9 protein-coding genes are annotated in these 14,642 nt (G+C 45.8%); 2 read left to right on the top strand and 7 right to left on the bottom strand.

The window, feature by feature from the left end; all coding sequences use genetic code 11:
- Nucleotides 1-162: 162 nt before the first annotated feature.
- Both ACGE0T_RS02195 and ACGE0T_RS02200 read left to right on the top strand, forming a co-directional pair.
- Nucleotides 163-2,577: a TonB-dependent receptor gene (locus tag ACGE0T_RS02195; protein ID WP_459188921.1), complete on the top strand. Its 2,415-nt coding sequence runs from the start codon at nucleotides 163-165 to the stop codon at nucleotides 2,575-2,577.
- A gap of 60 nt (nucleotides 2,578-2,637) precedes the next feature.
- Nucleotides 2,638-3,408, top strand: a complete 771-nt coding sequence (locus tag ACGE0T_RS02200) for a LuxR C-terminal-related transcriptional regulator (protein ID WP_459188922.1) — start codon at nucleotides 2,638-2,640, stop codon at nucleotides 3,406-3,408.
- A 47-nt stretch (nucleotides 3,409-3,455) separates the two neighbouring features.
- Here the strand turns inward: ACGE0T_RS02200 and ACGE0T_RS02205 are convergent, their stop codons facing one another.
- The 7 genes from ACGE0T_RS02205 to ACGE0T_RS02235 all read right to left on the bottom strand — a co-directional run bounded on the left by ACGE0T_RS02205 (nucleotide 3,456) and on the right by ACGE0T_RS02235 (nucleotide 14,520).
- Nucleotides 3,456-4,043 (bottom strand): phosphoglycerate mutase family protein, encoded by a 588-nt coding sequence (locus ACGE0T_RS02205; RefSeq protein WP_459188923.1) that lies wholly within the window; start codon nucleotides 4,041-4,043, stop codon nucleotides 3,456-3,458.
- Nucleotides 4,044-4,240: 197 nt separating this feature from the next.
- Nucleotides 4,241-5,047 (bottom strand): DUF6261 family protein, encoded by an 807-nt coding sequence (locus ACGE0T_RS02210; RefSeq protein ID WP_459188924.1) that lies wholly within the window; start codon nucleotides 5,045-5,047, stop codon nucleotides 4,241-4,243.
- A 400-nt stretch (nucleotides 5,048-5,447) separates the two neighbouring features.
- Nucleotides 5,448-7,115, bottom strand: coding sequence for an InlB B-repeat-containing protein (locus ACGE0T_RS02215; protein WP_459188925.1), 1,668 nt, complete (start codon nucleotides 7,113-7,115; stop codon nucleotides 5,448-5,450).
- A 419-nt stretch (nucleotides 7,116-7,534) separates the two neighbouring features.
- Nucleotides 7,535-8,587 carry a tyrosine-type recombinase/integrase gene (locus ACGE0T_RS02220; RefSeq protein ID WP_459188926.1) on the bottom strand — a complete coding sequence of 351 codons (1,053 nt, stop codon included), beginning with the start codon at nucleotides 8,585-8,587 and terminating at the stop codon, nucleotides 7,535-7,537.
- 189 nt (nucleotides 8,588-8,776) lie between these two features.
- The gene (locus ACGE0T_RS02225) at nucleotides 8,777-10,150 is read right to left on the bottom strand and encodes a TolC family protein (RefSeq protein ID WP_459188927.1); all 1,374 of its coding nucleotides are present in this window, start codon (nucleotides 10,148-10,150) and stop codon (nucleotides 8,777-8,779) included.
- A 2-nt stretch (nucleotides 10,151-10,152) separates the two neighbouring features.
- Complete coding sequence (locus tag ACGE0T_RS02230; RefSeq protein ID WP_459188928.1) at nucleotides 10,153-13,365, bottom strand: efflux RND transporter permease subunit; 3,213 nt, start codon at nucleotides 13,363-13,365, stop codon at nucleotides 10,153-10,155.
- A 21-nt stretch (nucleotides 13,366-13,386) separates the two neighbouring features.
- On the bottom strand, nucleotides 13,387-14,520 hold the full coding sequence (locus ACGE0T_RS02235; RefSeq protein WP_459188929.1) for an efflux RND transporter periplasmic adaptor subunit: 1,134 nt from the start codon (nucleotides 14,518-14,520) through the stop codon (nucleotides 13,387-13,389).
- Nucleotides 14,521-14,642 lie beyond the last annotated feature (122 nt).

A 14,642-nucleotide genomic window follows, 5' to 3' on the forward strand; every position in this document is an offset into this window, starting at 1 on the left:
AAATGAAATCATGGACAAATATAGCTTTATTCCTTCTCTTTACTGTGTCAGATTACGACAAATCCATCTCTTTCCATGACACGCCTGTTAGATATAAAATCACCTTTACTCCAGATAGATACTCCTTGGTTAGCTTTGCAGGACAATTATAAATCAGTAGTTATGAAAAGTACTTTAATTCTAATTCTTTTTGTTTGTAGTTTCAATACTCTCCTTGCCGTTTCTCCGCGGCTAAAAGGAATAATCCGGGAAAAAGGAACAGGCAATCCGATAGAGTTGGCAGATGTTATCTTATTAAAAAAGGGGGGGACGATAGCTGTTTCCTCTGTCTTGTCGGAAGCTAATGGCAGTTTCTTGTTGTCGGATATTGGAGATGGGGAATATTCATTGGTGGTACGGCTAATCGGGTATGATGTATATACACAAGATATGATTCGTCTCCGTTCTTCCGAACCTCTGTTGGATATAGGAATTATCGAGCTGCAACCGCTGGAAGTCGGTCTTTCGGAAGTTGTGGTGGAAGGAACCAAACGACAAATCGTTTATAAATTGGATAAGAAGATTATCGATTCGTCCAATAACCTGATGGGAAGCGGGGGAACGGCGGTCGATATTCTGGAGAACACGCCTTCCATCCGGGTAGGAGTGGATGGCGAAGTGACATTCAGGGGAAGTAGCGGCTTTAAAGTATATATCGATGGAAAGCCCAGTTTTTATTCAGGTACCCAGGCCTTGCAACAGATACCTGCCGGACAGATAGAGAATGTAGAGATTATCACTACACCTTCGGCCCGTTATGATACGGATGGTGAAGTCGGGATGATTAATATTATTACGAAGAAGAATAAACGCGAGGGCATCAATGGCATGGCTAATCTCTATGGCAGTACGGCGCTGTCCAACGGCGTAGACTTTCTTATCTCCCAGCAATTAAATAAACTGCAGTGGCATTTCGCCGGGCATTGGAACCAGCCGATCCGAAAGAGTGATTTTGAACAGGAAAAGACTACGATTGTCGATCATATAACCACCACTTCCATTTCCAATGGTCCGAGAAAAGGTAAAAATTACCATTATGGCTTACGAGGAGGAATCGACTATGCTTTTTCTCCTAAAACGTCGATAAATGCAGAATTGCAAATCGTATATGATAAGTTTACCCGGGATGGAAACCTGGATTATACGGAGGTTCGTACGGATGCAGACGGCAAATCCGTAAAATCGGAGCACAACAGTCTGGATGACTTCGACCTGCATTCGACCGTCAATATCGGAAAAGCGAGCTTTACGCATAAATTTAATGAGGTAGGGCATCAGCTTACCGGTAGCTTTATGCTGGGATACGAGGGAAATCCCCTTGAATATTTCCAAAGCGACCTTTTCGACAAAGAGAACCAACGGCAGCAGGGACATCGTGCCTGGGAGGACGAAATCCGTTGGACGGTGAGGGGGAATATCGGTTACAATTATCCGTATAGCAAGACGGGACATTTGGAAAGCGGTTACCAGTATCATTCTTATCTGGAAGACGGCGATTACAGCATGCAATTCTGGGACCCTGCAAAAAAAGAGTTTTACTGGCGTGATGATATTTATAATACGTTCTATTTCCAACGGGGCATTCATTCCGTTTACCTGTTGGGGAGCGACAGCTATAAAGCCTTCGATGCACAGGTCGGTGTCAGAGGCGAACATACGCATCAGGTATTGCGCAGTTCCATTAAAGGGGCAGACCGCACGGTAAACCGTTTTGAAGTATTCCCCTCTGTACATATCGGCTATACACTGCCCCATGAACAGAAATTGACTTTTGCCTATTCGTACCGTACAAACCGTCCGGAACTTTTCTATATGGAACCTTATATTACTTACCGTGACTACTATACAGCGGAAATCGGCAATCCGGATATACGCCCGGAATATATACATTCCTATGAATTGAATTATAAGAAGACTTTCGGGGAACAAGTTTTTCAATCCAGCCTGTTTTACAGGGCGCGTAAAGATAAAATCGAACGCTTGCGTGTCCCGTATCAGGCAGGCGTGACTCTGGATTCGATGGCAAATGTCGGCAACGACCATGCGTTGGGTATAGAACTAAGCGGGCAGTTTACCGTAAATAAATGGTGGAACCTGAATGTAAACGGAAGCGTTTACTATTACAAGGTGGTAAACCATCTGAATTCTGGAGGAAAGAAGGAAACCAGTACCAATTATGATATTACCGTCAATAACCTGTTTCGTATTCATAAAAATACCCGTATCCAGTTGGATGGAAACTTTGTAGGTCCGTCTGTTACCACTCAGGGACGTTCGGACTCCTTCTGGTTTGTCAATCTGGCTATCCGCCAGCAATTGTTTAGTCCGAACCTGCAAGGTACTTTATCCTTCCGGGATATATTCAACTCCGCCCGTTACCGGAGTGATATTACAACGGCAAATCTGGAATCCATTACCCATATCCGGCCGAAAGATCCGGTTGTCACATTAACCATAAGCTATACCTTCAATAACTTCAAGCGGAGTTCGCAAAGCTCGCGGGATAACCGGGACTTGTTCGAAGGAGTAAACCATTAAAAAAAGTGACTACTTTTGTGCAGTACTAATTAACGGAATAGGGATGTTTATTTATACTGCATGAAAACAATTGATATAACCAGGGAAGAGTTGTGGGCGAAGCAACATTTGTCGGCTTCGGATGTGGATTACGGTGTTTGGGAGCGTGATAAAACCATGCTCCGGCAAATGTCGGAATTAACCCGGAGCTGCACCTTTGTTGTCGATGTCTGTAAATGCAACTATGCTTTTGCCTCTGCAAACTTTGTGGACTTATTGGGGTATGACAGCCATAAGATAGCTACGTTGGAGAAGCAAGGGGATTATCTGGAGTCGCGAATCCATCCGGACGACAGGCAACAATTGGAGATGCTGCAAGTCAATCTGGGCAAGTTTATTTATAGCCTGCCTGCCGGGCAAAGAAATGACTATTGTAATATGTATACTTTCCGTGTACGTAATGCCAAGCAACAGTATGTGCGGGTAGTCAGTAAACATCAGGTATTGGAGCAAGACCGTAATGGGAAAGCCTGGCTCATTATAGGTAATATGGATATCGCCCCCAGCCAGAAAGAGTCCGCATCCGTTGATTGTACCGTACTGAACCTACGGAATGGAGAAACGTTCTCTCCTGTCTTATCATCCGTCCCGGAAATCCTGTTAACACAGCGGGAATTAGCGGTCTTGCAACTTATCCGGCAAGGATTCCTAAGCAAGGAAATCGCCGGAAAACTTGGCATCAGTATCCATACGGTACATATCCACCGTCAGAACCTACTGCATAAATTAGGCGTTCAAAATGCAATAGAAGCCATCAACCAAGCACAGCAATTAGGCTTATTGCCCCATTAACTGTCACCTGTCACTTGTCAACTGTCACCTGTCATCTGTCACCTGAATCACGGTATCCACTCCAAAACCCCCATCACCGGATGTGCTTCCCTCCATGCCTTAAATTCCGCATAGTCGCGTACACCATCCTGAAGAACTGCCTGATAATATTCAACTCCCATAATCTTTTCCGTTTCAGGCGTTTCATATTTAAGTTGGAGGATTGTATTTCTTGTCTCTTCGGTTAGCACTGCGGAAATACGTTCCGCCACATGTTCAAAATATCCGTCATACCGGGAGCCTTTCCGGATATGTATCATATCCATTTGCCAGAGTTCGCCTTCTGCATCCTGATACCAGGCATGCCATTCCACGCAAGCCTCGATGGTGTGGAGCAGATTGGTACATTCTATCTTCTTGATGGATGTGTTTTCCGCCAGCTTGGCCATCGCCTGAAAGCTATCCGCCAGCGTAAGGGGAGAGGAATAAATATGAAAATCGATGTCCCGGTGTTTCATCAACAGTCCGGTCTTTAACGAACCCACCAGATTGATTTCAGCCCCGACGGATTGCCAGATATTTATTATATCTGTCCGGCGAATCACTTCCCATGCTTTTTCCCGGTTCCTTTTTGCTAATTCAATTATTTGCTGCATACATTTTGTTTTAGGCTGCAAAAATAGGCAGAAAGAAATTGATGGGAAATAGCTAATTATAACTACTCAGGTGACAGGTGACAGTTGACAAGTGACAGTTGACAAGTGACAGTTGACAGTTATTTCGGCTTTCAGCCGATTTGTATACCGGGTGCGAAGCCCAACTGTCAACTGTCACCTGTCAATTGTCAACTGATTCACAGTTCCTCCGGTTTATCCCCGTCACTTCCTCCGTTGCCGTCACCAGCATCAGGGTTGGGGCGGTTGCTGTTGCCACTATCGGTTTTGCCGCCTTTGCCTTTTCCATGACGGAGGGAGACGGAAACGCGGAATTCGTCTATCATGGCGTTCCACCAGGTGAAAAGTTCCAGATATTTGCTGTCGCCGTTCACCAGTGCAAGTGCATTCAATGCTTCAACTAACGTTTCGTAGGCGACATCGAATGCCGGGCGAGTATCTACGGATTTCTGCGGAGTGTTGCGTTGTCCGGATTCGGTACGGCGTGCATCGGAGAGGGCGGCGCATTCGGCATTTGCTTTTTTGAGTTCACTTACCCATGCGGTCAGACCGAGGGCGGCGAAATCCGCTTTCATCGTATCGGATTCGGTAGCCTGAATGAAGTTTTCCGTCATACCAGTCTGGTCGTTGAAGCTGAGTTGGGTTGTATTTTTGTATTTGTCGGCAAAGGGAATCAGCCGTTTGGCTGCTGCTTGCTTGTCGGCCTCGAAATGGTTGGCAAACGTTCGTATTTGGCTGAGGATAGCGGATTGCATGGAATCGCGCTTTTTGTCGGCGGCGCGCATTTCTGTGGTCATTACGCTTTTGGTGAGTTTAACCAGGCTGTCGTCGTAAGCCTGTAATGCTTTTCGGAAGTTCTCGAAAGGGCCGGTTACGCCCAATGCGGAGGCTCCTGCTGTTTGGATTTGCTGTTCGATGGCGCGTCCTGCTGCGAGCAGTTCGTTGCTCCGTAATCTTGATTTGGGGAAATTTTGAATTTTAGCCATTGTTATTCTGTTTTTAAGTGGATAATTTATGGATGAAAACGTTCCGTACCAATACGAAAGGGGTACATAGTGCTATTTTATACCTCCGTATCGGTACGGAACGACTTTTTAGTACTATTTTGTGCTTCCGCATCAGTACGGAGTGGCTTTTTAGTGCTATTTGATGCTTTCGTAGTAGTACGAAAGGGCTTTTTAGTACTATTTTGTGTATCTGTACGGGCACGGAGGTGTAAAATAGTACTATGTACCTTTTTCGTACCGGTACGGAGAGGAAATACAGTGCTGTATTCTGTCTCCGTATCAGTACGAAGCTGTTTTTCAACACTGTATTCTGCCTTTGAACGTCTTCGGGGAGATCAATCAAATCAATCGAATACGGTCGGCAATTCGCCGACTTTTCTTATTCTTGGACGCAACGCACTGAGTACCCGCTGGCACGGGTGCCCGTGCCCGTACCCAGCGTGGCACTACTGAAGTACGCGTGGCGCGCACTGTTTGACAGAACCGACGATGACCAGTAGTAGCCGCCGCTACCCTGATAGTAGGAAGCGCCGGAACTGACGTCACGGTAGCCCGCAGCAGGCAAAATGAGCTTCTGGCCACTTTCGGCACCGGCGATGGATAGTAATTTATTAGCAGAATCCCATTCTTTAGTTACAGCAGTATTTCCGGCACCAATTGCCTCCCATTCAGACTGCGTAGGAACACGCCAACCTTCTGGGCAAGGGTCGTACTCGGTTTTAACAGGAGCATCCTCACTACCTTTATTCCACAACTTCTGATACCATTCGCCATCAATCATATCAGCATCGGCAGGATTGTCACTACCATCTTCATTAAAAAGTAACCAGTTATACCAGGTATTAGGGGAAGAAGCACTCTTTACAATAAACTTGTTATCCCATTTGCTCATTTCAGCAAGAGCACCCTGACCTTTTGGAAAACCTAACGGATCGGTTGTACCATCAAATTTATCAGCATCAGTCGTTGTTGCATCATTCGTTGCAGCAAAACCAAACTTACGACCCCACTGGAACAACTGACCGCAAGACTCGGTAATATCGGTATTGGGATCCGATGAAGCCTTTTCAGGCATTACTGTTGCACCGACATTTATCGGAGCCCAGAAGACTAATTTATCATCTGTTGTCTTCATCATGACAGGTTGGAAATCTGTATTTGCGTAATTCGGGCGGCTCGTGATGGTGATGATTTCTGATTTACCCGCATTACCGGCGTCGCTGATCGTTACATACACATCCAAAGGTACTCTCAAATTTTCATCCTGAACGGGGACTTTGACTTCCATACCAATCTTGCCATTTACAGTTGCTCCTGTTATTACCATATCGTTCAACACGCTGACACCGCCGATAGATTTAGCATGTGTGTCATATGCGTGGATTGGTTTAACATCTACAGAAGAAACTCCTGACACATTAAAATAAAGGGTAGCACTGCCGGTCGCATTTGTTATATCAAGCGTCTTGGTTACAACATCCCACTCTATACCGTTCGCAGCCAATTCTGATACATTAAAATCGACAAGGGCTACTTCGGATTTCAACCATTTTGCATACAAAGTAATATCGGCTGTAACAAGAGACTCAAAGTCATACACCGTTACTTTCTCAGGATCGGAATACCAGCCTTTAAACTCGAAACCTGTTTTTTCAGGATTGGCAGGTTTTAGCACTGTCTCTTTATCTAAAACGGATACAGCTTCTATCTCACTACCTCCATCCGTGTCAAAAGATACCGTATAAACCACTTCACCCGGATTAGACCAGCGGGCATACAGGGAAAGGTTTTGAGTAACCACATCCTTCTCAAAATCCCAAACAGTGGTAAAAGCAGTCTCCTTATACCAGCCGAGGAAAGTTTCCCCCTCTTTGATCGGGTCGCCCGGTTTGGTCACTTTGCCCCCTTCGGGTACTTTAACGGGAGACAGGCCGCTGCCCCCGTTGGATTCAAAAGACACCGTGTATTCTACAATTACAGGGTCATCCTTTTTACAGCTTGAAAACGCTACTGTTAATAACAGTAATAGTAATAATGTTCTTTTCATTTTAACTGATTGTTTAGTTGTTAATACATAATACAAAAATTGGTAATTACATCTTTTTTACAAAAAGGCCCTTTACGGACGCAGCCGGCCGGGCCACAACACGCAACCATATGTGAATACGGGCTGTCGCAGCAGCAAAATTTTCAGCAAGACCTTTTCCGGAACTTGAGTTTTTGTCTTTATCATTGTTTTATCCGTTACCCTTTAGTTTTGTCCCATTCTTTGTAAGAAAGAGACAAAGGATAATAACAACAAAATACTCACTGAAATTCAGGATGTTAAGAATCTAATTCTAAATAAAATCAGTTTTGTCGAAAGTTATTTATTAAAGAATATGCGTTAGAGTTTGTTTACGTTTTATCCAAATTACTTGTTTATGTTAGAATAACTTGTACATTTGCAGCCATATAAGCCTTGATTTACAATAAAAAGGCAGACTTGAAAATATGGAATGTCTCTTTCTTACAAAGAAGGAGACAATTATTGTTTACATTCCTCTCTATTTCTTTACTTCCTCGTATAAAACGGTCTAACATGTGTTCGTTTGCTTCGTCAAGCACATGTGAAGGCATGCCTTTCATATAGATACGTGTTACACGTTCCGAACTATGTCCCAATCCTTGGCTGATGACTGACGTATTTACCCCGCACGACTCTAAAAGCGAAGCCCAGGTATGCCGAGCCGAATAGGTGGTAACCAGATTACTGATGCCAAGCATACCGCCCAGCTTTTCAAGATGTCGATTGATACGCCGCAGGGCGGATTTGCAACAGACATTGCCTCCATTGCCCCGGAGTTTTTCGCGGAGGAAGGGAAACAGGTAGGGGCTGTCGGTATCTTTATAACGCTCCATCAACTGTTTCATCTCAGGGGTAATTTTGATTTGCAATGCCACTCCTGTTTTACTGCGGCTGTAACCGATATAGTTGCCATGCACATTCTCTTTCCTGAGGTTGAACACGTCTACAAAGCACATGCCACGCGCATAAAAAAGAAACAAAAAGATATCACGTGCATGGGTCAGATTGTTTTTAGTGCAGAGCGACAGCCTGGCAGGTAGTATGGCTCCCATTATTATCCGCATATCCTCCACCGAAAGCGTACGTTTGGCGGTAGGGGGTACCGGGATGGATACTCCACGAAAAGGGGAAATACCGGGAGAAGACATTATCCCTTCCTTTACCGCCTTGTTATACACTGCACGCAGATTGCGGAAATAGCAGTTTGCACTACCCGCTTTCAGGCCGCATTGTGTTTTGAGGTAGGCGGCATACCTTTCCACCCAGTTTGGTACCATCTCCGAAAGGAGAAAGCCTTCGGCATCCGTGCCTAAATATTTCTGCACAGAGCGTAAAGCACTTTCATAATTGGATGCTGTATGTACATGACCTGCGGCACGCACCCTTGCCACCAACAGACCAAGCCATTCTTCCAATAATACCGGCTGTCCTTCCTTTTTCTTTCTTCTCATTTGTATTCCATCTATTAAATTTACATTGAAAAGTATAAAGATAGACCCTTTTCATCACCTGAAAAAGAAGGCAGGTTTAGCTGGAAATATCTGAATGTGTATGTGTAAAATGAAAAATAAGGGCTGTCTGGAAAAACGTATCTCGTTTAGTCAAACAACCCTTTTCTAAATAATCGGAAAGAAAGTTTTTTATTCTTCGGTAGCGCCACCCCCTACGGCATGGTATAAACTGATAACACCTTGTATTTCATCAAACCGGTCAGCTTCCAGACTTAACCGGGCTTGTAGCAAAGATTGTTGGGCAGTCAATACTTCCAGATAGGTAGTAGTGCCATGATCCATTAATAATTGCGTACTTTTTACTGCGGTTTGCAGGGATGTGACCTGTTTCTCGCCCAGCGTGATGCGTGCACGTGCCGTTTGCCATTGTTTCAGTGCATTGTTTACTTCGCTTCCTGCATTCAGCAAACTTTGATGGAAAGCAAGAGTCGCTTCTTCCTGCTGTGCCTTGGCTATTTTCAGGTTGGCGATATTCGCACCTTTATTGAATAACGGTTGTGTCAATGAGCCGATAGCCTGTAGCAATAAGGCCCCCGGGTTCGAAATGATGCCGCCACCGCTATTCGTCCATCCTACAGAACCGCTCAGGGTGATGTTGGGATAGAAAGAACTGCGTGCCTTGTTTACCCCGTAAAAGGCTTGCGCAAGCGCGTATTCCGCCTGTTGTACATCCGGACGGTTCTTCAATAAATCCAAAGGTATTCCTGTTGTCAATGTCTGAGGAAAAGCCTGATTATCGAGCGTACCCCGTTCGATAGCCTGAGGTGTTTTGCCGAGTACCGTGGAAAGGCTGTTCTCCGCTTCGTTGATTTGTTGGCGAAGCGTCAGGAGGGAGGCTTCTACGGAAAGGCAATTGGCCTCAGCCTGAGATACGGCAGCTTCATTGCTTAAGCCTGCTTTTTTCATTGCATACATGGCTCGTACGTTTTCTTTCCAAAGAGCAGCCGTCCGTTCACTGATGGCAAGTTGTTTATCGAGTAATAAAAGTGTATAGTAGGTATTGGCTATTGTGGAAATTAGTTGTGTCCGGACGGCCTGCCTATAGGATTTTGTTTCTTCGAGAGCGGCTTTCGCACTGCGTTTCGCATTGGTCAGTTTGCCGAATATATCGATTTCCCAACTGGCGGAAACCGGTAACTGGTAACTTTTGGATGCTTTGCTTCCATCAAAACTTCTGATTGTCCCCTGCGGAGTGAGGGATAATGCCGGGAGATAAGCCAAGCGAGAGGTCATTAAAGCCGCCTCGGCTTCCTGTACCCGTAGATGGGCGGTGCGTAAGTCTGTGTTATTTTCCAATCCTTCCTCTATCAGCGCTTGCAATTGCGGGTCGGTAAAGAGTTCCTGCCAGGCAAGTGCTCCGATGCCGGAAGTATCGGTTTCCGCTACTTCCTCCCTGTATAAGTTTTCCGGGACATCCGTTGCCGGCTTATAGGAGGTGTAGATGCCGCAGCCACTCAGTGAGAGGGCTGCGACGGTCAGTAAAAATGTATTTTTATAGTTCATGTTTATTCCTCTTTCTTTTTGCTGTCGAGATATTGTTGTCTCTCGACGGTTTCAGTTACTACTTCCTCTTGTATCTGCCAGTCGTGTGTAGGTTCGAATTGTATCGGACGAACTTTTTCCTGTAAATATTGGAATACGATGAATAAAGTCGGTACGATAAATAATAAGGCAAGCGTACCGATTAACATACCGCCTACGGCTCCGGTTCCTAATGAACTGTTACCGTTGGCACCTACACCGGTTGCCACCATCAATGGAAGCAAGCCGAATACCATGGTCAGCGCCGTCATCAGGATAGGACGCAGACGGGCTTTGGCTGCGGATAAGGCTGCGGAGGTCAGGCTCATTCCTGCGGCACGGCGTTCGGAGGCATATTCAGTCAGCAGGATAGCAGTCTTTGCCAGCAACCCGATAAGCATAATCAACCCGGTTTGCAGATAGATATTGTTTTCCAGCCCCATTAACTTGGCGAACACGAAACTACCCATCAATCCGAACGGAACAGAAAGGATTACGGCAAACGGGATTAAGAAACTTTCGTAAAGCGCACTCAGGATTAAGTAAATCATCAGGATACAGATGGCAAAGATGATCAGTGTTGTATTGCTTTGTTGGTTTTCTTCGCGGGTGATACCGCCGAAGTCGTAACCATATCCTTTGGGAAGTGCCTGCTCGGCTGTTTCCTTAACGGCTTTGATTGCATCACCTGTACTGTATCCGGGAGCCGGCATGGCATTTACGGCAATGGAGTTGTACATATTGAAACGGCTCAGGCTTTCTGCACCATAGCTGCGTGTAAGAGAAACAAACTGGCTGAGAGGCGCCATTTCGCCATTCGCCATCCGTACAAACGTATTGTTCAGTGAGGTTTCGTCCAAACGGTATTGAGGGTCTGCCTGTATCATTACTTTATACACTTTGGAAAAGCGGTTGAAGTCGGAAACATATTGTCCTCCGTAATATCCGGACAGTGTGCTAAGCACTGCATTCGGAGTGATTCCGGCACGTTTGCATTGGGCGGCATCCACTTTGACAGTCCATTGCGGATAACGGATATCGAAGGTTGAATAAGCCATCGAGATTTCAGGACGCTGGTTCAATGCACCCAGGTATTGTTGGGTGGTGTTGAAGAATGTGCCTATATCGCTATCCGATTTGTCCTGCATATGCAGTTCCAAAGCATTACCCATACCGTATCCCGGAATCATACCCGGAGAGATAGCGAAGATGCTTGCATCTTTGATGTCGGCCGTCCTGCCGTATACTTGTCCGATGACAGCTTGTACATGGTCTTCCTCGTTGGTACGTTCGTCCCACGGTTTCAATTTGATAATCAGCATGCCGAAAGAGTTACCCTGTCCTGCCAACAAGCCGTAACCGCTGACTTTCTGGATGTGTTTCACCTGTGGGATACCTTCCAGGCGTTGTTCTATCTGTACCATAATATCATCGGTTGTCTTTAAGGAACTTCCGGCTGCGGTACTGACATTTACGAATAATACGCCCTGGTCTTCATCCGGAACCAAACCAGTCTTGGTGGTATTCATCAATACGGCAAGAGCGGCGATGGAACATGCCAGAAGCGACCAAACCAGCCATTTGCGTTTGATGAAGAAAAGAACGCCTGTTTTGTATTTTTCAATCATAGAGTTGAAAGCCGCATTGAAAGCCTTACGGAAACGGGCGGCAAAATTATTCTTTTGTGTACCGTCTTCGTTAATATAAGGTTTTAATATCAGTGCACATAATGCCGGACTCAGTGTTAATGCGTTGATGGTGGAAATACCTACGGCAACCGCCATCGTCAGACCAAACTGGGTATAGAAAGTACCGGATGTCCCACTCATGAAAGAGACAGGGATAAACACCGCCATAAATACCAAAGAGGTAGAGATAATTGCAGAGGAGAGCCCTTTCATCGCATCGATACTTGCCATATAAGACGACCTGTACCCGACGTCGAATCGGGCCTGCACCGCCTCGACCACGACAATCGCATCGTCCACCACCGTACCGATTACAAGGACTAAGGCAAATAAGGTAATCAGGTTGATACTGAATCCGGCGATAGTCATGAATGCGAATGTACCGATTAGCGAAACAACAATACTTACCGAAGGGATAATCGTAGAGCGGAAGTCCTGCAAGAAGAAATAAACCACCAGGATTACCAGCAGGATGGCTTCAAGCAGTGTTTTAACAACCTCGTGGATGGAAGCAAACAGGAAGTCGTTGGAACTCATCATCTGGTCGATTTCCACGTCTTTGGGTAACTCTTTTTTCGCTTCTTCCAGCAGTTTGTCGATGTTTTGGTTTACCTCTGTTGCGTTGGAACCTGCTGTCTGGAATATCATACAGGAGATGGAGTTATGGCCGTCCATACCGCCTTTGTAGGCGTAGCTGTCTTTTCCCAATTCTACATCTGCAATTTCTTTCAGTTTCAGTACTTCTCCGTCTTCGGTGGAGCGGATAACGATTTCCCCGAACTCTTCGGGTGTCATCAAACGCCCGGTATATTTCATTGTATACTGGTAGGTTTCATCCGAGTTTTCGCCGAAAGAGCCGGTTGCCGCTTCGATGTTTTGTTCGGCAAGGGCTGATGTCACATCCGACGGTATCAGTTTATACTGTGCCATAATATCCGGCTTCATCCAGATACGCATACTGTAGCTGCCTCCCATAACCATCATGTCGCCTACGCCGGAGATACGGAGAATCGCAGGTTTCAGGTTGATGTTGATATAGTTGGCAAGGAAATTGTCGTCGTACGTATTGTTCGGACTGTGGAGGGAGAACATTTGCAGGATACTGGTTTGCCGTTTGGAGGTAGTCACACCCACCTGCGTTACTTCTGCCGGTAACTGTCCGGTTGCTTTGGATACACGGTTCTGTACGTTTACGGCAGCCATATCCGGGTCGGTTCCCTGTTTGAAGTAAACCGTGATATCGACTGTTCCGGCATTGGTTGCCGTAGAGGTCATATAGGTCATGTTTTCCACACCGTTGATTGCTTCTTCCAACGGGGCGATAACACTTTTCTGCAAGGTCTCCGCACTGGCTCCGAAGTAAGTCGTACTTACCTGGATAGTAGGAGGGGCGATGTCCGGATATTGTTCGACCGGCAGGGTGAACAACCCTATAAGTCCTGCCACAACTATCGTGATGGAGATAACTGCGGAAAGGATGGGACGCTCTATAAAAGTTCTTAGTTTCATGATTTCTTTTCCTTTTGTCTGTTAGTTGTTGGATGCGGTTGTCTGTTTAGCCTGTATAGGGGTGCCTTCACGCAACAAGCCTACTCCTTCTGCTACAATGACATCTCCCGGAGCCAGTCCTTCTTCCACAATAAACTCTTTGCCGCCGTTTACACGGGTGACTTTAATTTGTGTGGAAGTTGCTTTTCCGTCTACGACTTTAAAAGCATATACTTTGTCCTGGATTTCGTAGGTGGCGGCTTGCGGGATGACGATACTGTTCTCGCGCTCTGTCGGGATAATTACATTTCCGGAACTTCCGCTATACAATAAACCCTCTTTATTCGGGAAAACGGCACGCAGGCTTACGGTTCCGGTATTCCGGTCGATAACTCCGCTGATGGTTTCTATTTTTCCTTTTTCCGGATAACTGGATTTGTCGTTTAACTGTAGTTCGATTGCAGGCATTTCGGCGAGCGCTTTCGCTTTTGAACCGTACCGGCGGGTAAGTGCCAATAGTTGGTTTTCCGTCATAGAGAAATAAACGTACATATCCGAATTGTCGGAAACGGTTGTAAGCGGTTGGGGCAAATTGGCACTGACTAATGCACCTACACGATAAGGAAGGGTCCCGACTACTCCGTTGGATGGGCTTTTGACTTCCGTGTAAGAGAGGTTGTTGCGGGCATTCAGTTCCTGTGCTTTCATTTGTGCCAGTTGGGCTTTGGCACTCAACCAGGAGTTTTCGGCTGTCTGTAAGTCGAAAGCGGAAACAACATTCTGGGCATGCAGTTCTTTTTTGCTGTCGAATGTAAGTTTTGCCGTATTCAAGGCAGCCTGGGCTGCTTCAACATTGGCGGTAGCCGTTTGTAAAGCGGCCTGATAAGGAACCTGGTCGATAATGAACAGCAGTTGTCCTTTTTTTACTTCCTGTCCTTCTTCTACGCACAACCGGGTGATAAAGCCGGATACCTGCGGGTAAATGTCGATATCCTGCCGTCCGCGTATGGTTGCGGAATAGGCGCTGCTCAATGACTTGTTAGCGGTTGATACTTGTAGTACTTTGTACTCATTGTTTGCCGTCATGGCAGGTTGTTCTTTACAGGAACTGGCGATAATGCATAAAATCCCTACCCCGATGCTGCCTAAGCATCTGGCAATTAAATCTTTCTTCATCTTTTTGCTGTTTTATTCAATAAATCCGGCAGTTGGACTGTTCCAAAACCTAAACCTCAATTAGTGGGTGTTAGAATGAGAATCGTTTGTTACTTTTACTCTTTGCTGCCTTAACTAATAAC

The sequence above is a fragment of the Parabacteroides sp. APC149_11_2_Y6 genome (assembly GCF_054506995.1).

Bases quoted from the DNA above. Each gene is read 5' to 3' on its own strand.
- ACGE0T_RS02220 (WP_459188926.1), bottom strand. From the start codon at position 8,587: ATGAGAAGAAAGAAAAAGGAAGGACAGCCGGTATTATTGGAAGAATGG.
- ACGE0T_RS02235 (WP_459188929.1), bottom strand. From the start codon at position 14,520: ATGAAGAAAGATTTAATTGCCAGATGCTTAGGCAGCATCGGGGTAGGG.
- ACGE0T_RS02230 (WP_459188928.1), bottom strand. From the start codon at position 13,365: ATGAAACTAAGAACTTTTATAGAGCGTCCCATCCTTTCCGCAGTTATC.
- ACGE0T_RS02225 (WP_459188927.1), bottom strand. From the start codon at position 10,150: ATGAACTATAAAAATACATTTTTACTGACCGTCGCAGCCCTCTCACTG.
- ACGE0T_RS02215 (WP_459188925.1), bottom strand. From the start codon at position 7,115: ATGAAAAGAACATTATTACTATTACTGTTATTAACAGTAGCGTTTTCA.
- ACGE0T_RS02200 (WP_459188922.1), top strand. From the start codon at position 2,638: ATGAAAACAATTGATATAACCAGGGAAGAGTTGTGGGCGAAGCAACAT.
- ACGE0T_RS02205 (WP_459188923.1), bottom strand. From the start codon at position 4,043: ATGCAGCAAATAATTGAATTAGCAAAAAGGAACCGGGAAAAAGCATGG.
- ACGE0T_RS02210 (WP_459188924.1), bottom strand. From the start codon at position 5,047: ATGGCTAAAATTCAAAATTTCCCCAAATCAAGATTACGGAGCAACGAA.
- ACGE0T_RS02195 (WP_459188921.1), top strand. From the start codon at position 163: ATGAAAAGTACTTTAATTCTAATTCTTTTTGTTTGTAGTTTCAATACT.